We start from the raw sequence: 18,867 nt of genomic DNA, 5'->3' as shown, positions 1-18,867 counted from the left end.
TGTTTTTGTTTGGTGTCTATAAGGGCAAGAATGCATTGTTGGAATCCGAAGGTGAATTTTATGTCTGGTCAAAGTTCACGTTCCCTCCATACTTTCTAATGCCAATGAAATGTTTTTGCTGTCTCATCGCTGCTTTTTCAATAAAATAGACTAGCGATCGGGAAAAAATCGGTTCCCCTACATGGTATTTTCTTTTGAGTCAACGTTTACTGACCGAGGGTTGCCTGAAATCCAGCTTACAACCACTGTCGCCACAGCATTCACGATCAACGCAATCATTCCGACGTTTAAATCTTGCATTGTCTGGGGCAAGGACGGGAACAAAGTACCAATGCCGCTGCCTGATAATGTCATATAAGCCGCCGTTGCAACCCCGGCTATAATACCAACAAACGCTCCTTGTTTCGTTACAAAATTGTTTTTCATCAAGCTTAGTACAAACGATGGGAACAGCTGCGTCACCAGACTATATCCCATGAGAAGCAAAGCAACGATCGTATTTCCTCCACGGAACGTAAAGTATAACGAAATCAAGGCAATGACAGGAACAAGATATTTCGCCAGCTTTGCAACTTGTTGGTCAGTGGCAGAAGGAGAAAATACTTTATAGACATTTTTCGATAGCAGCGTGGAAGCCGTCATTAATATCATCGAACCTGGAACCATAGCCGTCAACAGCCCGGCGGCGCCGATCAGCCCGACGACCCAAGGATCAAATGTCTGAATGGACAAACGCAACAGCGCCAAGTCGGTATCCGATCCTTCCAAATGCGGTATTTTTAAAATCGCCGCAAAGCCGACGAAAAAGACGAATAGAAGCAATAACTGATAAATGGGCAAAATAATGGCATTTTTCCGGAAAACATTGGCGCTCTTAGCCGAATAAATCGAACTGAACGTATGAGGCCACATATAAAAACCAAGAACCGTCAACAGTACGGTCGAAATGAACCATGATACGCTCATCCCCTTATTCGGCAAGGAGAGAAAACCTGGATTGGGTTTTTCGATCGCTTCAAACATCGGCCGAATTCCGCCATAGTAATGAAACGGCAGATAAAGACCTAAAAAGGCGATGACAATAAGAATCGTGATGTCTTTCACTAGCGCTGTCCAAGCCGAACCGTGGATTCCTGAAATAATTACATATACTGTAACGGCAACAACGCCGATCCAAATAGCCGCCGTTTCTGAAATCGTACCATATGAAGCTTCAGAAACGATGATGCCTAATCCTTTTAGCTGCAGTACCAAATACGGAATAAGTGCCAGCACCCCAACCAGAGAAACCAGCACTCCTAACGCTTGGCTGTTGTATTTGCTGGCGAAAAAATCAGACTGTGACATAAGCTGATGTTCTTTCGCATATTTCCATACTTTTGGGAGCATCCAATACGACAGAACATACGCCAAGCAACCGTACGCGATAATGTAAAACGCTGGCCCGCCTTTGCTGTATGCCCAGCCGCTGCCGCCTAAAAAGGTAAATGTCGTATAAATTTCGCCCGCCATGAGAAGAAAGACAAAAATGGTGCCAAACCCGCGGCCGCCGACTGTCCACTGTTCCAAATTCATTTCTTTCCCTTTCCGCGCTCGTACTCCTAAGAAAAGGGATAACAGCAGAAAAGCAAAAATCAACACCAACGATGTATTCATGTTTGGTCTTCCTCCTTCACTTTCGGATCAAAGCGATAAACAATCGCCATGATAATGGAAGTGATGATCACCCAGGCAACAATCCAAAAAAGAATAAACGGCAGGCCAAGTATATAGGGAGTCACTCTGTTGGCAAACGGGATACCGCCGAGAATGCCAAGAAAAGGGAGCAACATTAGCCAGCGGATTCCTTTCATTTTTATTTCCTCCTCTATGGAATGATAGAAAACCTTTAGAACGCTTTCCCAACGGAGCTGGCGGATATTTCTATTCCTGATTAAAATTCGAGTATGTTATATAATATAACATAATTATCAGAATATTAAAATTATTTGATCAGATAAAAAATGACAAAGTCGGTTTGTCTTCTTCCAAAGCGCCTTTTTCATCAGCGGTATTCCGGTATTTAGGAGAAATATCAGACAACAACAAGATTCTTTTTGTTATTTAGCTAAAACAACTACAGAGGACATTTTCTATATGCTCTAAATATCGATCTGCTGATGCAAGAAATGGCTAAAAACAGCTTCTAATAAAAGTGCAGCAGCAAGAGTGCTTTTTAAAAAAGCATATTGATTTTTTCATAAAAAAAGAATGGAGAAATGGACATTTCATTTCGACAAAGGACTGTCGAACAAACAAAAGGAAGGGGATGATATAGTGGGGAGGACCTTATCATACGTAGGAAAAGTTCGTGATATTCGAAATGGTCCATCGAAAACAATGGATAAAGGCAGAATTTTACCATTTCCTTCTTTTAAAATCATAAACACCGTTCGCATTTTTGAACGGTGTTTCATAATGGCTCTCTTTTTATTAAGGCTATGTTTTAAAATAGTGTTGAAAATTAAGCGATTTTTAAGGGAAGCCCTTTGACTTTCCTTAATTCGCCTTTTAAGAAGATAGCGAACCAACTTATACTTCGCATTATGCTTAATTTCTACGTTCTTTTTGTGTAGGGTATCTTCTTGAATATGAAATAAAGATATTCAGAATCTCATTCTCATCATGAATAAATAATATAATATACGAGGTAATCCGATAGCAGATAGTATTGTGATTGCAGTATGTACTTTTTTCTCATCTCGTAATATAAACAATAAAAACTTATACCCTGAAATACCAATCAATCCACCCAAACAATTTAGAATTATATCATCAATGTCTGATGCTCCAATGCCTAAAAGCCCCTGAATGATTTCAACAAACAAACTCACTATAAATATAAACAACAAATTGGTTATTACTCTTTTATCATTTTTGAATAATGACAAATATGTACCAAGGGGAATAAAAATAACTATATTGCCAACCACATTACTAAAAGCAAATGCTTTTATATTCGCAGATCTGCCAGATATATATTCCATTATACTATAAAAAGGAATGAGATTGATTGACCTATGCTCCAAATGCGAAATTCTTGATAAGAACAATATTTTAATTAACAAAAGTATGTAACAAATGAAAATACCATATAAAAAGACTGTTTTCATTCTCTCTCGTTTATTCATAATACCTCCATTTTTCATTTTATCCCTGCTTATTCTCTGAAGTTCAGTTTATAAATAATCTTCAGTTCGCACTTATCTTCGATTGTGTAATAAATTATAGTTAACTTACATTCAAATTGTCACGAAATTATATCAAATTTCAACATTGATTTAAAACATAGCCTTTATTAAATAAAGGAGTTGTTTAATCGATTCAATAAATTTTTGAATATTTCGCATTCTTCTTCTGTCCATTCTTCCAACCATTGATTGTATCTGGATAATCGTATTTTTTTGTCCATAGCAAGTTTCTCTTTTCCCGTTGCGGTAAGGTGAAAAAGAGTGGCTCGTCCATCGCTCGGATCTGCTAAACGTTCGATTAGTCCTTTGGATTCAAGTGAGGCCGCTTGTCTGCTGACGGTTGAAATATCAAGTTTCAGCACATCGGCCAGTGTCTTCAGCCGTGCGGATCCTAATTTATCGAGTTCTCTTAGCAGTAAATAAGTGGCACGTTCAAAGATGCCTACTTTTTTATCTGTCTGGTCCACATAAGTGGCCATACGTATAAAGGTCGTCATTTCGTATTCGATTTGTTCAATGGCACGTTCTTTTTTTGACAATCTCATATTCCTCCTTAAATTGGCGCCGCTTTCAACTTCTAAATTCATTGACAAGGAAAAATATCATTTTATAATACATATTATGTATGTAGTTGTATTATACAAGTATTTGAGTATTTTCTATTCCTATCATACATGATTACAACTCAAATTAAAGAGAGTGGGAGAAGGATTTTTGCGAATGAAGTGGATTCAAATTATTATTCAAATTTTTATTCTATACGGGTTTTCGTTTATTGGTGAAATGATTCACCGTGCTTTGCATTTATTGATTCCCGGAAATGTGCTGGGACTTTTATTATTGCTGCTTTGTTTATCTTTAAAACTATTTAAGCTGGATTGGATTGAACAAGGGGCTGGCTTCTTAATAGCGTTTCTGCCTCTTCTTTTTGTTCCGGCCATGATTGGCATTATGAATTACCCTTCATTGCTTTCCAAGCAGGGGGTCTTATTATTTTTCATTGTCTTCATTAGCACGATCATGACGGTGGTAGCTGCTGGTCATGCCAGTCAATTATTAGAAAAAAGCAGACAAAAAAGAAAGGATGAGCAGAAAGCATGATACAACAAGTTCTCATCCCTCTCGTCATGATCATCATGACGGTTGGGATTTATCTGATCATGAGCCGTATTTATTCACGCTTTTCTTGGCCGTTTTTGCTTCCTGTATTGACAACGACCATTTTGATGGTCGTTTTGTTGATTGGTGCACATATTTCGTATGACACATATATGAAGGGCGGCAAGTGGATTAATTTTTTGCTTCGACCAAGTGTCGTAGCGTTGGCCTATCCTTTATATAAGCAACGTTTTGTGCTGAAAAAATATATGGTTCCTATTCTGGTAGGCGTGAGCGTCGGGATGATGACCGGAATGCTAAGCGGACTTTTCTTTGGCAGATTCTTTCATTTTGATCGTAGTCTTGTTTTATCGATGCTGCCGAAATCCTTTACGATGCCAGTGGCTATTCAAATTACAGCCAGCATCGGCGGAATTTCCTCGATGACGATTATATGTGTGATGGTGGCAGGCCTTACCGGCGCCATAGTAGGACCCGTGATCTTAAAGTGGCTGCGCATCAAAAGTGTGCTTGGAAAAGGAATTGCCCTTGGAAGTGCATCACATGTACTTGGAATCACAAAAGCATCCGAATTCGGAGAACTAGCCGTTTCCATCGGCTCAGTCGCCATGGTATTAAGTGCTTTATTAGGCTCCATTGTCGCACCGTATATCACCATGTTCTTTCATATTTAAAAGGGGACAGACCCCCATGCTGTTTTAAAGGATTAAAGTGGTAAATTGATGGGGATTAAATGCGATGGATTGTGTTTTTCAATCTGTTTTATGTGAATAAAAGGGGAAATGAAAGGGAAAAGAGGATCTCAAGTACTACATTTTATGAAACGGAGTCGTTAGTTGTTGGACGTTGGCTAACGGCTCTTATTTTTTTCTCATTAGATGAAAAAAGGGATAATTGTGGATTGACAATTGTTATTTTCTTTATTATTATTATCAATAATGATAATAATAAAAAGAGGTGAACGACGATCAAACAGTCAAAGGCAGATTTACTTCTTCATCCGATCCGATTACGTATTGTTCAAACTTTCACTGGGGGGCGGCACCTAACTGCTCAACAATTAATCGAGTTGTTGCCGGATGTTCCGCAGGCTACATTATATCGACACCTTCATAAGTTGCATGAAGGCGGTATTATTCAAATTATTGATCAACGACAAGTCCGTGGAACGACAGAGAAAATTTACACATTGGCAGAACAAGGAGCCAATTTGACAAAAGATGATTTGGCAAACTTCAGCCGAGAAGATCACATGCGGAATTTTTTGGCTTTTTTAGCTTCCATTCAATCTGACTTTCACAGATATTTGCAGCAAGAACACTTTGATCTGGAGGCGGATGGAGTCAGCTATCGTAAGGCTTCATTGTATTTAAGCGATGAGGAGTTTTCCCGATTGTTACAAGCAATTCGTTCTGTTGTTGAGCCGGCTCTTAAAAATCAACCGGCTCCTGGCAGGCGCCTTCGCACACTTTCAACGATCTTCATACCTCAGCCAGAACAAAAACCTTCAAACCATAAAGGAGAGGGGGAATAATCAATGCCGACACCTTTGAAAAACGAAAATACATTATCTGATCCATCCAATCAAAAAATGGCTCGTAGATTTATCCTTGCAATCCCTTTTTATTTAGCAGTTCCTATATCATTTGGGTTGTTTTTTTACCATGGTTTTAGCCCTATTCAATGGAAAGCATTTAGTTTGGGAGCTCTTGGTTGGGTGATTGCCCTTTTTCTACGCGGTCCAGTCACTGTATTGTTTAAGGGATTGTCTAAAGAAAAAGCCACACTTTTTGTTGGTTTATCTTCCGGACCTTTGGAGGAAGGAGTTCGTTTGATTCTCTTGTTGCTTACTGGAACCTCTTTCTCCTGGGCGATTTCAGTTGGTCAAGGGTGGGCTGCGATAGAAGTATTATTTACGATCATCAACGGATTCGTTCTAATCCATATCATACAACGACAAGATGAAAAATCGATTCAAGTAAAAGAATTATTAGAATCAAATGGACAACTTCGTTTAAGTCCATTGTGGGGTGTGGTGGAACGGATCTTTGCAAGTGCCTTTCATATTGGAGTCACACTACTTATAGCGAAAATCCCTTTGCTAACGTTCATTTTTGTTATTGTCCATAGCTTATTTAATTTAGTAGTTGTTTGGCTATCTAGTAAAAATATGTTGGCTGCACAATTATTCGTAGCCGTTGTAGGGACAGCATTATTAGTAACGGGACTTATTGCATGGTAGTAGTAAAGAGTATGTTATCTATAAAGGGAAAAGGAGAAAAACGTATGTCTGCTAAACTATTCTGGAAGCAGTTTTGGGTTTTATTTACATTTAGTCTTTTAGGGGTGTTCATGATTATTCCGACCATTGAAATTACCCTTTCTCAAGTATTAAAAGATATTCCCAATAAACCTGATCTCCCTTTAGCTGTTTTAGCCGGATTATCTTTGATCAATCCGATTATTCTTTTAATCGTTGCGATTGTCATTGGCATTTTCCTCACGCCTCGGCTAGGTTTAAAATCGCATATCGTTGAAAACATGGCGAGAAAAGCGAAATTATGGCCTTCCCTTCGATCAGACATAAATCAAGCTATCATGTTAGGAATGATGGTTACCGTCATCTACTACTTATTTGATTTGATCTTTCAACAGTGGCTTCCAAGCAGTTTTCATCTAAATACACAGTCCCGCAGCTTGGTCGTGACTTTGGGAGGTATTTTTTATGGAGGAATTAGCGAAGAAATAATGATGCGATGGGGACTCATGTCTTTCGTTGCATGGATGGGGTGGCGTTTCTTTCAACACAGAAAAAATCGGCCGAAACCGTGGATCATGTGGCTTTCCATTTTGATAAGTTCCCTTTTGTTTGGAGTAGCTCATTTAGGGGCAAATACAGTTCTTGCACCACTGACATGGTTTATTTTCTTTCGTATGATGTTATTAAACGGAATAGCCGGAATCGCATTTGGCTGGCTTTTCTGGAAGAGGAGTTTGGAAGCGGCCATGATGGCTCACGCAACGGTTCATATTGTAATCACTATGATGGTATGGTTAAAAGCAATGGTTTAACGGGTTCCTCTACCAAAATACTTCAATTTGTATGATATCTGTTTTTGCTTGTCCTTCCTTGAAGCACACTGCTAAAAATAAGTTCAATGATCGGAGTAAAATTAATTTCCATTCTTTTTGTGTTTCGCTGAATACGGCCAGTTGAATCAATCATTTTCTATCGGTATTCCAAAAATGAATGAAATGACTTAAAAAAGGGAACCTAAAAAGGATAAGTCTCCTGCTTACAATCCAGTCTCTTTTCTGCACCAAATTTCCCCATTTTTAATAATGTCAACAATCAAATGGACAAATTTGATTTTTGTATTTATTGAACCTGTCATGAAACCGCTTTATTATGATAGTGCAATCATTATATTTCAATATAGTATGAGAGGAGTTATAAGATGACGACCAATAGTCAGGCCAACTCAGGTGTTAAAGTCAAAGTTCAGCGATTTGGTAGTTATTTAAGCGGCATGGTTATGCCGAATATAGGAGCATTTATCGCTTGGGGAATCATTACTGCTTTATTTATTCCGAAAGGCTGGCTTCCTAATGAAAGTTTAGCGAAGCTAGTGAGTCCAATGATTACTTATTTGCTCCCTATTTTAATTGGATTTACGGGAGGAAGAATCGTTCACGATATACGCGGCGGCGTCGTTGGCGCAACTGCAACGATGGGGGTCATTGTCGGATCGGATATCCCTATGTTTTTAGGAGCTATGATTATGGGGCCTTTAGGTGGATGGGCCATCAAGAAATTTGATCAGGCGGTTGAAGGAAAAGTAAAGTCTGGATTTGAAATGCTGGTAAATAACTTTTCAGCCGGTATCATTGGAGGCCTTCTTACATTACTTGCTTATAAAGGAATTGGCCCGATTGTTTTAGCGCTGGACAAAACGTTGGCAGCTGGTGTTCAAGCTATTATAAATGCGCATTTATTGCCGCTGGCCAGTATATTTATAGAACCTGCTAAAGTGTTGTTCTTAAACAATGCGATCAACCATGGTATCTTAAGCCCGCTTGGAATTGATCAGGCAGCAAAAGCCGGGAAATCAATGTTGTTCTTATTAGAGCCAAACCCAGGTCCTGGGTTGGGAATACTGTTAGCCTACTGTTTATTTGGAAAAGGATCGGCCAAACAATCAGCTCCGGGAGCCGTTATTATTCATTTCTTTGGTGGAATTCATGAGATTTATTTCCCGTATGTATTAATGAAACCGATTCTCATTCTTGCGGCTATTGCAGGAGGAGCAACGGGTGTATTTACTTTCCAATTATTCAATGCTGGTTTAGTGGCGGCACCGTCACCTGGAAGTATTTTTGCACTGATCGCTATGACACCGAAAGGTCATTATTTGGGTGTTATTGCCGGAGTACTTGCAGCAGCTGTTGTATCTTTCTTGATCTCTTCGGTTATCTTAAAAACATCGAAAGAATCCAGTGAAGAGGATTTAGTAAAAGCGACTGAAAAAACTTCTGCGCTGAAAGGAAAAGAAAGCAGAGCTGCCGCTTTAATCAAAACAGGTGAAGCGAATAAGCAAACAGCAGCAGCAGAGCAAACAACGGCAGAAGAGCAAACGGCAGTAAATGAAACAACATCTGTTCAGGATGAACTGCCTGATAAAGTCAACAAAATTATTTTTGCTTGTGATGCAGGGATGGGCTCTAGTGCGATGGGAGCTTCTATCTTAAGAAATAAAGTACAAAAAGCACAATTAAATATCACGGTATCAAATACTTCTATTAATAATCTTCCTGATGATGCCGATATTGTCGTTACGCATAAAGATTTAACGGATCGTGCGAAGGCTAAGCTGCCGAATGCCTATCACATTTCTGTAGAAAACTTTTTAAACAGCCCGAAATATGATGAGCTTGTCGAAAGCTTAAAAAGAAAATAAGCCATTTAATCTTAGCCAGTGAAGAATCTAAACAAGATCTTTAAAAATGGCAACAATACTGCGGACAAAATGATGTTTTTCTATTGTTGTCATCAGTGATGAAATCGTTTTATTTTAATAATGAAAGAAATGGATTGGAATTCACAAAGTTCCTAGTGGAGTGAACATTATGTATGTTTCCGCAAGAGAAAGACTGATACTGGAAATGTTGCTGGAAAAAAAGGAAGAAGTGACGGTCAAGGATCTTGCGAAGGAAATGGATGTAAGCGTGCGCACCATTCATCGAGACTTAAAAGGAGTCGAAGACATTTTAAAGGACTACCATTTGAGTTTAGTTAAAAAATCGGGTGTGGGCATCCAAATTATAGGAGAAGAAGAAAAGATGGAAGAGTTAAAGAGGGCTCTTTTCCATTTAACTAGCCAAGAATATACACCTGATGAACGTCAAACGTTTATTTTATGTACTTTATTAGAATCGCCGGAACCAGTTAAGCTCATTTCTTTGGCCAATGATTTAAATGTGACCATTGCTACCGTCAGCAACGATATTACGAAGCTGGAGGATCACTTAAGGGTTTTCGACTTGTCCATTCTGAGAAAAAGAGGCTACGGTGTTGAATTGATTGGTACTGAAACCGCCAAAAGAAGAGCAATGAGAAGCATTATTGCGGATAATCTCAATGAAGTAGAATTCTTATCCTTGGTGAGAGAGAACATTCAAAAAAAATCAACTCAACAATCGGATATTATCTCTGAAAGATTATTAGGTCTGGTTGAGAAGAAAAAGCTTCTCATTGTGGAGAAAGTCATTGAAGAAATGAAGGATGAACTGCCGTATCAAGTTGCCGACAGCGCCCATATCGGATTAGTCGTCCATTTAGCATTGGCCATTGAGCGTATTTTACAAGGGCAAAACATTCAGATTGATCAAAAGTATTTAGAACGTTTAAAGGCAACCAAGGAATATCGATTAGCGGAGAAAATCATTCGCAGATTGTCCGAAATTTTTAAAGTTCCCATTCCGGCGGCTGAAGTGGGTTATGTCACGATGCATCTGCAAGGAGCAAAATTAAGACATGACAAAGAGTACCCTATAGAAGAGTCCAGTATCAAAGTTGCGATAAAGGCGAAAAGCCTTATACATTTTGTGGAAAATCAATTGCAGGTTGATTTATCGAGTAATGTCTCCCTTTTTCAAGGGCTGGTGATACACTTAAAACCAGCGCTTTATCGAATAAAACAAAATATGGGAATTACCAATCCATTGTTGCCAAAAATTAAAGAAGATTACGAAGATCTATTCATGATCGTTCAAGAAGGAGTAGAGAAAGTTTTTTCGGAATTGTCCGTGCCGGATGAAGAAATCGGTTACTTGGTCATGCATTTTGGCTCAGCCTTATTAGGCAGGAAAGCAAAGGATTTAAGCGCTTTAATTATTTGTTCAAGCGGAATCGGAACATCCAAAATGTTGGCGACAAGGCTTAAACAGGAACTGCCCGAAATCAAAAACTTTCAAATTGCTTCAGTATTTGAATTGAATCAATTGCCAATAGATGATTTTGATTTAGTGATTTCAACGATAGAGCTGCCTAGTTTTCCAAGTGATTATATTGTCGTCAGCCCGATATTGACCAATGAGGAAATGAAAAAGCTTAGGAATTATATCCGTCATCAAATGATGAAGAAGGTTCATAAGGAAACCCCTCAATTGGACAGGCAGTTCCTTGATTCTCAACAGGTGGATAAAACCATTAAAAGAATTGAAAACATATATGAATATTCCGCCGCCATTTCGACGATTTTAAGAGGATTTCAAGTGTTAGCAGTCAATGATCCTCAAACGGTTGAACAAGTTCTAAAGGAAGCTTGCCAGTCCTTATATAAACAAGGGGTCATACAGGATGTTGGATTCATCACACAAGCTTTATTGGAGCGGGAAAAAAGAGGCGGATTAGGCATTCCCAACACAAAGCTCGTATTGTATCACACGAGAAATGAAAGGGTCTTACATCCTTCTTTCACCATCGTCAGTCTGAATAAACCGCTTCAAGTCAAAGCGATGGATCAGTCAGAAATACAAGCAGAGAGCTTCCTTTTGCTGCTGTCGCCTGAGCAGCTGCCAAGCGAAGGGTTAGAGGTCCTAAGCTTTATCAGTACAGTCATTATTGAAAACGAACAAAGTATAAAGATATTTGAATCAAATAATGTTCATTCCGTCTCATCCTATTTGGCCGCTAAGTTCGAGCAGTTTCTTGATGAAAAAATCAAAAAATAAAGGAGTGTACAACATGACTTTGCCTATCTTATCACCAGACAATATTTTATTAAACGCAGAAATTGACAACAAGGAAAGTGCCATTCGATTAACAGGAAGTGTGTTAGCGGAAAATGGGTATGTAGATGATGACTATATTGAAAAAATGCTGGAAAGAGAAGAATTAAGTTCCACTTATATGGGAAACTTTGTTGCGATTCCACATGGAACGGATGATGCAAAAGAATCCGTAAAAGAATCCGGAATTGCCATTATTCAAGTGCCGAATGGTGTAGATTTTGGCAACGGCAATATCGTGAAATTATTAGTTGGAATCGCCGGAAAAGGTGGAGAGCATTTAGAAGTGCTGTCCAAAATCGCCATTGTTCTTTCGGAAGAAGAAAATGTGCAAAAGATTGTCAACGCTTCTTCAAAAGAAGAAATCCTAGCGATCTTTGAAGGAGTGAACTAACATGCTAGCTGTTCATTTTGGAGCAGGAAATATCGGCAGAGGTTTCATCGGCAATCTCTTATATCATTCAGGTTATGAAATTTGTTTTGTGGACGTAAACAGTGAAATTGTTGATTTATTAAATGAAAAACGGGAATACCGCGTAGGGATTGCGGACCATTCCCAAGATGAATTGGTCATCAAAAACGTCCGTGCCATTAATAGCCAAAAAAATATGGATCAAGTGGTAGAGGCCATTGCCCAGGCGGATTTGGTTACAGCAGCTGTAGGTCCGAATATTTTGCCGCATATTGCGGGCGCGATTGCGGAAGGGCTTAGAAAAAGAATTCAAACCACCGATAAGCCACTCAATATCATTGCGTGTGAAAACATGATCGGAGGCAGCACCTTCCTTAAAGAAAAGGTATATGAAAAATTGAACGAAGAAGAAAAAGAATTGTTTAATCAACGATTCGGATTTCCGGATGCGGCCGTTGATCGAATCGTGCCGAATCAATCCCATGAAGACAAATTGAAAGTGACGGTTGAACCGTTTTATGAGTGGGCGGTAGATCAAACAAAAATCGTGGGAGAAAAACCTCCTGTGGAAGGAATTACGTTTGTAGACGACTTAAATCCTTACATTGAAAGAAAACTATTCACTGTTAACACAGGGCATGCTGTGGCCGCCTATTTAGGCTATTATGCCGGAATTTCGACAATAAATGAAGCAATGGAAAAAGAAGAAATCAGGACTCTTGTTGAGAAAACTCTTCAAGAAACAGGAATGCTGCTTGTAAAAAAATACGGTTTCGACATGAAAAAACACCAAGAATATATATCCAAAATTATGAATCGTTTTTCGAACCCTTATATTTCGGATGAAGTAACAAGGGTAGGACGTTCTCCGATTCGTAAGCTTGGTCCGAATGATCGGCTCGTCAGCCCGGCTAAACAATTTGCAAGTGTTGTAGGAGAACGGCCGGTTTACTTAGCCAAAAGCATTGCAGCTGCCCTAATGTATGACTATCCGCAAGATAAGGAAGCTGTTGAAATTCAAGAAAGCATTCAAAAGAATGGGTTAGAATCCACGATCGAACATTATACGAAGATCGACAGAAAATCGGATTTAGCCGCCTTAATCGTGGAACAATACCAGTTATTAAAGAACAAGCAGCTTATATAAAAATTGATTTCTTCAAAAAAATTTCATCATGAAAAAATCATACGCTAAAAGTTTTTTTCTGAACCTCTTTTGCCATCCGGCAAGAGAGGTTTTTTTCCTATTTAGAATTTAACCGCTCAATAGTTCCCATAAAAAATGAGTGAATGAGGCAATACGAGAGATGCAAAAGAGGGAGCGGACTAAAGAAGGGAAAAATTCTTTCCTCCTCTAACGTTCTGCTGTTTTCAATCAAAACTTAAAGGGAGTGAAGTGAGGTCTTTTTAAGATACTATTTCAATTTGGGCTTTATTAAAGAATAATGTTGATATTGCAAATTGTTTAAAAGGAGCGCTGCAAAAATATCTCGACAATTATCTTGCTTGGTTCTTGTTTGTAGTTAATCGCAGTCATGAAAGTACTGAGCAACATATTAAAGAGCTTCTGTTGACATCATAGTGTTTGAAATGCAGAATATGATCGTTTGAGTTGATTTAAATCTTTTTTCGACTATGGGAGTAGATGATTAACAGAATAACTACCCTTTTAGGCACCGTAATAATAAAATGTATGGAACAATACAGCAGAGAGTGAAGCCGTTTCTTCCGTTGTTGAGGCAATGTTAATGGTATCAACCGTCGAAATCTTTACCGAAAAAAGATTAGAAACCCTCGCAATTTCCTTATTATCACATTTTAAGTAACCAGTACCTGTATAATCTTTTTCGAAATAATAATCGTGATCAGCTATTTTAAACGAATACGCTGTTTCAATCAATTGAACTCTTTGGCGTGCAATCGGTACTGTCTGTGAGGATAAATGGTCAGTAATTTATAACGAATTCCAGGAAACGCGCAATCAATGCTATACAGAGGTTTTCCAGATAAATTGGTAATTTTATAAGTATAAGGCAAACCAAAACGTAACGTCGCATTGAAGACATTTGCAGGAAATTTATGTGGCTGTTTTTGCAACAAAAAAATGGTTTTACCTTGTTCGTCTATTATTGGCATTTTTGTTGAAAGAAGCACCGATTTAGGTACTTGATAAGTAAAGTGTTGCACCTTGATACTCCTTACCTTTGTTAACTCAATGTTTCGTTCGTTTGCTATGTTGGTCGCAAATTCTTTATTGCACGTTCAAATCTCTCTTGTTCGCTGATGTCGCGGATATTCACTGTAAATCCAACGATACAGGTATTTAGAATAAAAAAGCTATAGGCAATACGCCAATAGCTTTTTTGAGATGATCAAACCTACAAGAGGTAAATTTCTCATTAGAAACAATGAACAGCCCGGTACAGAATCCAAAGCAATCTCTTCTTTGCTGTTATTGGATCCATCCGTATTAACTCAGATCTTTCGCTGCTTGATAGATCAGTTCAAACAAATCTTCCAGCTGATCTTCTTCTACGCAGGAGAAAGCGATTCTTAAATCGGTGGAATTGATCGAAACCGTACCGACCCCATAGTTTTCCAACAAGTGGATGCGAAGTTTTTCGGCATCGATGTTCTTTAATTTCAGGCACATAAAATAACCGGAATTAAAAGGATAGAAAGACCAAACTTCATTGTATTTCTCGTTATTCAATAAAAATTCTTTAACTTTATTGGCCCGTTTTTTCATAATTTGAAACTTGGCATTTTTTTGCTCAACAAATTGAGGGGATTGGATTGCTTTTAAAATAAAGGTTTGCGAAGGATGCGATGCACTGGAGATCGTCCCGCGAATGATTCCTTTTGTTTTTTCTTCCAGAACTTCCAACACCTTTGGACTGGAGCTTGCATAGGTGATAAAACCTACTCGAAATCCCCATACGAATTCTTCTTTAGTGGCTCCGTCAATTTTGATTGCCAAAACACGATCATGCAAGCCGGCCAGTTTAGCGAAGAGAGATTCTTTAATCGAGTCTTCATAGAACAATTGAAAATACGCATCGTCCGTCATGACGACAAGATTCATTCCTAGGTTAGCGCATTCTTCGATCACCGATACAATTCTTTCTGCTTCTTGCTCGGTAGGAGTATACCCGGTTGGATTATTAGGGAAATTCAACAAAATAACCGCTTTGCCGTGATCTTTTTCTTTCAGAATGGCTTCTCGCAAGGCTTCTGCATGAAAGCGTTGGTTTTCGTCAAATAACGGGTAAGTTTGTATTCTGGCTCCTCTTCTGATGCCAAATACGAATTTGTAATTGCCCCAGTATTTATCCGGTACAATGAGGGGATCATTTTGATCGACAAATAAATCCGCTACAATACTTAATCCATGCGTGAGAGCATTTGTAACGATAGGTTCGCCTATTGATTTCCCTTGTAAAGAAGGGTTTTCGATGATCATTTTGTCTTTCCACGCAGATCGAAGCTCAGGCTTGCCTGCCGGTGGAGCGTATGTATATAAATCTTCAGGTTCATATGCGGAAAGAGTATCTTGAATTACCGGAAGATACATCGGTCTATTGCCTTCCGTTGCGATGCCAATGGTTGCATTATATCGATAAGCCTTTTTTTTGGCTTCAGCAGACTGGCTAAGGATCCCTTTAGGATAATATAAAGATTTGCCCAAGTCAGACAGCATATCGTATACATGTTGATTTTCGGCAATAAGAGCGTTGTTTAACACGTTCGCAGCCTGATCCAATTCAACTCATCCCTTTCTTACTTTTCTCAATATTAACATATCGAACTGCCAAATTCACTACCATTTTACTTGCTGTTTTTAAAAAAATAAAATCTTAAATTGCAATATTAAATGCAACAAGTATTGAAAGACCAGATAACCCATGATTAAGTAGAATCGGGACACTCTGCGCGACTTGACGTGGAGTGGCGGGCATGGTAGCCTGGTTGGCCCAGCCAGTACCGTATACCTGGCTTCATGGCTGGTAGCCATGCCCGCAGAGGCTCTTTGTCAAGTTGCTAAAAACCAACCCTTTGGGTTAGCTGGCTTAAGGTTAAGAAGCTAAGCCAGCTAACTCTATTTGGAAACACTCCTCAGGTGTACGATAATTGAGGATCTTCCTTGGAAGATGGTTACACCAATTTTCAACATAGGTAATGGTTTCGTCTGCCACAGAGGAAATGGGTCTCCCCTTTGGTATGAAGCGCCTAATAAGGCCATTATGACGCTCGTTGGTTCCTCGTTCACAGGATGTGTAAGGGTGTGTAAAATAAACCTCTGTTAGATCTTTTTCAACACTAAGGCCGAGGTCAGCAAATTCAGAACCGTTATCAGCCGTAATGGTTTTAAACACTTTAGAGAACCGATTACCATAAGACACTTTCAACTGAGATATGACTTCTGAAACGGATAGACTATCCTTGGCTGTCACTCTCAAAATTATTTCTTTACGGGTTTTGCGCTCAGTAAGAGTCAATAAGGCCTGATCTTTAGTCTTCTTGCCTATAACCGTATCAATTTCCCAGTGACCAAACTCTTGGCGTTCATTGACTTCAATTGGTCGCTCATCGATACTGCGTCCTAAGATCTTCTTATTCTTCCGGTTACGTTTTTTCTTGGTGTTCAGGGTAATTTTCATAGGTAGGTCAATGTTTTTAACGCCTATAAGTCCTAGATCAATATAGTTATAAAGGGTCTTGGTGCAAACCATTTTGTCTTTGAATTTCCCATCACGTTTGGCTCTCCCACATACCGCATCAGGAGACCATTTCTTATCAAGGATCTGAGTTTCGGCATACTTAATAAACTCGATGGCATCGTCTAGTTTTAGCTTGCGGCCACAGGCTTTCCTGTTTCTCTCATAGAGAAGTTGACCTGTGTCTGGAAAATAGACATGAACAATTTTCCCGTTGCTTTTTCTTTGTGGCACTGTACCTCTTCTTAACTCACGGGAGATGGTGCTTTTGTGACAACCAACATAATCTGCAATCTCCTGTTGAGTCTTACCAGCAGCGTGTAAGGCCGCAATTTTCCCACGGTCATAAGCCGTTAAGTGTTTGAAATGCCGAGCTCCTATGGTAGAATTAGTAATTGCCATAGATAAATCCTCCGTATCGATATTGTTTTAGTCGACTTAATCATACGTGGTTTATCTATGGTTTTTCATTTTTTATGCTTGTTGCATTTGATTATACAACTAGCCAAAAAAATAAAATGGCGATCTTGTTAAAACTTTGTCAGCGAAATCGTTTATTAGGTCGATCACTGTAAGTACAAAACTCTTTATAGCCAAAAAGATTTTATTCGATAGGTTTTAAATATTCTGAATATATTATAAATCCTTATATAAAAGCAAATGAAATTTATCAATTCACAAAAAAGGTAGGTCCCGACTCTTGGATCAAAAAAATGATTGAAAAGAATAACTTTATTAAGGAAGATTCATCATCACATTTTGTGATGTTAGACAAAAAATAAGAAAACACCAACAGATTCCTGGCAATAATGTTAGCGTCACTAAACATAACAGGAGGTTCTGTCAGTGTTTTCCGTATCACTAGAATTACCAGAATTTGAAGTTGTTAATCAAGAAATTTTGCCCACTCATTATCTTGTTCATGTTGAGAAAAAAGATGAGGAGGAACGATGTCCTCATTGTGGGTTTCTCACATCATTTGTTCATGACAGAAGGACAAGGAAAGTTAGAGATTTATCCGTGTTAAATAAACCATTATATTTACTGGTGCTTGTAAAACGTTATCGTTGCCGAAACTGTAACGAAGTCTTTACGTCTTCCTTTGAATCGATTGGTTCTCATCAACACTATACGAAGCGTTTTTTGTCTTTTCCTTTATGAACAGGTTCTCGGCACCACCATTCAAGAGATTCGTCGAAAATACCAGATTCCTTATTCCACGGTGGAGCGAATTTTTTATTCCGTCGCTCATGATAAAGCGAAGGAACATGAATCTGTCATCCAAGAAACTCAAAGCGATCAAGACATGACTTTGAGTATGGACGAAGTCGCTGTTCGAAAAGGACACAGCTATGAAACGGTACTATATGATGCGAACCTCGGTGCTGTCATGGGGATGCATCACAACCGTGATTTCGATTCAACGTTGGAACTTTTATCTTTAAAGGTCCTTCATCCTGAAAAGGTGAAAAACGTGGTCGTAGATATGTGGGATCCCTTTCACAAAGCCGTTCGCAAAGCGTTTCCTCATGCCCGTATGATCGTGGATAAATACCATGTTGTTCAAAAAGTGACTCAGGCGTTCGATCAAGTTCGTAAGAAAATCCCCGGATTAAAAAAAGCACGATTTATCCTACTGAAGGGCTATGAAAATCTGAAAGAAGAGAAACGAGAACGACTAAATGAACTATTAGAAAAACATGAAAACCTAGCCTATGGATATTATCTAAAAGAGCTATTTCGAGACTTTTATCGATCACCAAACTATGAGACAGCAAACCAGTATTGAAAAGAATGGCTTCAACTGGCTTGGAGTAGTCCTTTTCCTTCCTTCCATGAAGTGGCAAAAACGATCGAGAATTGGAAAGACCAGATTCTTCAATACTTTAAAACACCTTACACGAATGGACGAACAGAAGGCACCAACCACAAAATTAAGAACATCAAACGACGAGCTTATGGGTATAGAAATCTTGATCGATTTAGAACACGTGTATTTTTGGAGTGTACAGGAAAAACTTATAAAAAACAGGTGTCCTAGCCTCTCCTTCTTCATCACTTTGATAATCATAGTTGGTGGAAAAGAAGCCGTCAAGGA

Annotated in this window: 17 protein-coding genes and 2 pseudogenes; 11 read left to right on the top strand and 8 right to left on the bottom strand. The window is 38.8% G+C overall.

The window, feature by feature from the left end:
* Positions 1 to 177 precede the first annotated feature (177 nt).
* From BSM4216_RS13740 to BSM4216_RS13720, 4 genes are all read right to left on the bottom strand, one after another.
* Positions 178 to 1,656 carry a sodium:solute symporter family protein gene (locus BSM4216_RS13740; RefSeq protein WP_048624074.1) on the bottom strand — a complete coding sequence of 493 codons (1,479 nt, stop codon included), beginning with the start codon at positions 1,654 to 1,656 and terminating at the stop codon, positions 178 to 180.
* Positions 1,653 to 1,853 carry a DUF3311 domain-containing protein gene (locus BSM4216_RS13735; protein ID WP_048624073.1) on the bottom strand — a complete coding sequence of 67 codons (201 nt, stop codon included), beginning with the start codon at positions 1,851 to 1,853 and terminating at the stop codon, positions 1,653 to 1,655. Before BSM4216_RS13735 ends, BSM4216_RS13740 begins: the two co-directional genes overlap by 4 nt.
* A 792-nt stretch (positions 1,854 to 2,645) precedes the next feature.
* Complete coding sequence (locus BSM4216_RS13725; RefSeq protein ID WP_218016363.1) at positions 2,646 to 3,188, bottom strand: VanZ family protein; 543 nt, start codon at positions 3,186 to 3,188, stop codon at positions 2,646 to 2,648.
* A gap of 149 nt (positions 3,189 to 3,337) precedes the next feature.
* Positions 3,338 to 3,775, bottom strand: coding sequence for a MarR family winged helix-turn-helix transcriptional regulator (locus tag BSM4216_RS13720; protein WP_048624071.1), 438 nt, complete (start codon positions 3,773 to 3,775; stop codon positions 3,338 to 3,340).
* Between the two features lie 175 nt (positions 3,776 to 3,950).
* Here BSM4216_RS13720 and BSM4216_RS13715 point away from each other — a divergent pair, with 175 nt between their 5' ends.
* The 10 genes and pseudogenes from BSM4216_RS13715 to BSM4216_RS17170 form a co-directional block, all read left to right on the top strand.
* Positions 3,951 to 4,331: a CidA/LrgA family protein gene (locus BSM4216_RS13715; RefSeq protein ID WP_048624538.1), complete on the top strand. Its 381-nt coding sequence runs from the start codon at positions 3,951 to 3,953 to the stop codon at positions 4,329 to 4,331.
* Positions 4,331 to 5,023, top strand: coding sequence for an LrgB family protein (locus BSM4216_RS13710; RefSeq protein ID WP_048624537.1), 693 nt, complete (start codon positions 4,331 to 4,333; stop codon positions 5,021 to 5,023). The genes BSM4216_RS13715 and BSM4216_RS13710 overlap by 1 nt, the downstream gene beginning before the upstream one ends.
* A gap of 293 nt (positions 5,024 to 5,316) precedes the next feature.
* Positions 5,317 to 5,883 (top strand): helix-turn-helix domain-containing protein, encoded by a 567-nt coding sequence (locus BSM4216_RS13700; RefSeq protein ID WP_040340828.1) that lies wholly within the window; start codon positions 5,317 to 5,319, stop codon positions 5,881 to 5,883.
* Between the two features lie 3 nt (positions 5,884 to 5,886).
* Positions 5,887 to 6,591: a hypothetical protein gene (locus BSM4216_RS13695; RefSeq protein WP_048624069.1), complete on the top strand. Its 705-nt coding sequence runs from the start codon at positions 5,887 to 5,889 to the stop codon at positions 6,589 to 6,591.
* 44 nt (positions 6,592 to 6,635) lie between these two features.
* A complete protein-coding gene (locus BSM4216_RS13690; RefSeq protein ID WP_048624068.1) occupies positions 6,636 to 7,421 on the top strand; it encodes a CPBP family intramembrane glutamic endopeptidase in 786 nt (261 codons plus the stop codon).
* A gap of 386 nt (positions 7,422 to 7,807) precedes the next feature.
* Entirely contained in the window at positions 7,808 to 9,307 is a 1,500-nt protein-coding gene (locus tag BSM4216_RS13685) for a PTS mannitol transporter subunit IIBC (protein ID WP_048624067.1), read from the top strand.
* A 169-nt stretch (positions 9,308 to 9,476) separates the two neighbouring features.
* Positions 9,477 to 11,582, top strand: coding sequence for a BglG family transcription antiterminator (locus BSM4216_RS13680; RefSeq protein ID WP_048624066.1), 2,106 nt, complete (start codon positions 9,477 to 9,479; stop codon positions 11,580 to 11,582).
* Between the two features lie 13 nt (positions 11,583 to 11,595).
* Complete coding sequence (locus BSM4216_RS13675) at positions 11,596 to 12,033, top strand: PTS mannitol transporter subunit IIA (protein ID WP_048624536.1); 438 nt, start codon at positions 11,596 to 11,598, stop codon at positions 12,031 to 12,033.
* Position 12,034: 1 nt separating this feature from the next.
* A complete protein-coding gene (locus BSM4216_RS13670; protein WP_048624065.1) occupies positions 12,035 to 13,198 on the top strand; it encodes a mannitol-1-phosphate 5-dehydrogenase in 1,164 nt (387 codons plus the stop codon).
* 321 nt (positions 13,199 to 13,519) lie between these two features.
* Positions 13,520 to 13,633: pseudogene (locus BSM4216_RS17170) on the top strand (IS1595 family transposase); the annotation flags it as partial.
* Positions 13,634 to 13,720: 87 nt separating this feature from the next.
* On the opposite strand, the gene BSM4216_RS17370 reads toward BSM4216_RS17170, so the two are convergent.
* The 4 genes from BSM4216_RS17370 to BSM4216_RS13650 all read right to left on the bottom strand — a co-directional run bounded on the left by BSM4216_RS17370 (position 13,721) and on the right by BSM4216_RS13650 (position 17,171).
* Entirely contained in the window at positions 13,721 to 13,951 is a 231-nt protein-coding gene (locus BSM4216_RS17370) for a tubby C-terminal domain-like protein (protein WP_048624064.1), read from the bottom strand.
* A complete protein-coding gene (locus BSM4216_RS13660; protein WP_048624063.1) occupies positions 13,948 to 14,238 on the bottom strand; it encodes a tubby C-terminal domain-like protein in 291 nt (96 codons plus the stop codon). Before BSM4216_RS13660 ends, BSM4216_RS17370 begins: the two co-directional genes overlap by 4 nt.
* Positions 14,239 to 14,521: 283 nt before the next feature.
* A complete protein-coding gene (locus BSM4216_RS13655; RefSeq protein WP_048624062.1) occupies positions 14,522 to 15,814 on the bottom strand; it encodes an aminotransferase class I/II-fold pyridoxal phosphate-dependent enzyme in 1,293 nt (430 codons plus the stop codon).
* Positions 15,815 to 16,127: 313 nt separating this feature from the next.
* Positions 16,128 to 17,171, bottom strand: coding sequence for an IS30 family transposase (locus BSM4216_RS13650; protein WP_048622401.1), 1,044 nt, complete (start codon positions 17,169 to 17,171; stop codon positions 16,128 to 16,130).
* Positions 17,172 to 17,615: 444 nt separating this feature from the next.
* On the opposite strand from BSM4216_RS13650, the pseudogene BSM4216_RS17365 reads away from it, so the two are divergent.
* Positions 17,616 to 18,810: pseudogene (locus BSM4216_RS17365) on the top strand (ISL3 family transposase).
* The last annotated feature ends 57 nt before the right edge of the window (positions 18,811 to 18,867 follow it).

Origin of the sequence: Bacillus smithii, from assembly GCF_001050115.1 — a bacterium.
GTDB lineage: Bacteria > Bacillota > Bacilli > Bacillales > DSM-4216 > Bacillus_O > Bacillus_O smithii.
The sequence above is the reverse complement of the archived record's forward strand: the minus strand, read 5'-3'. Positions and strand labels throughout refer to the sequence as shown.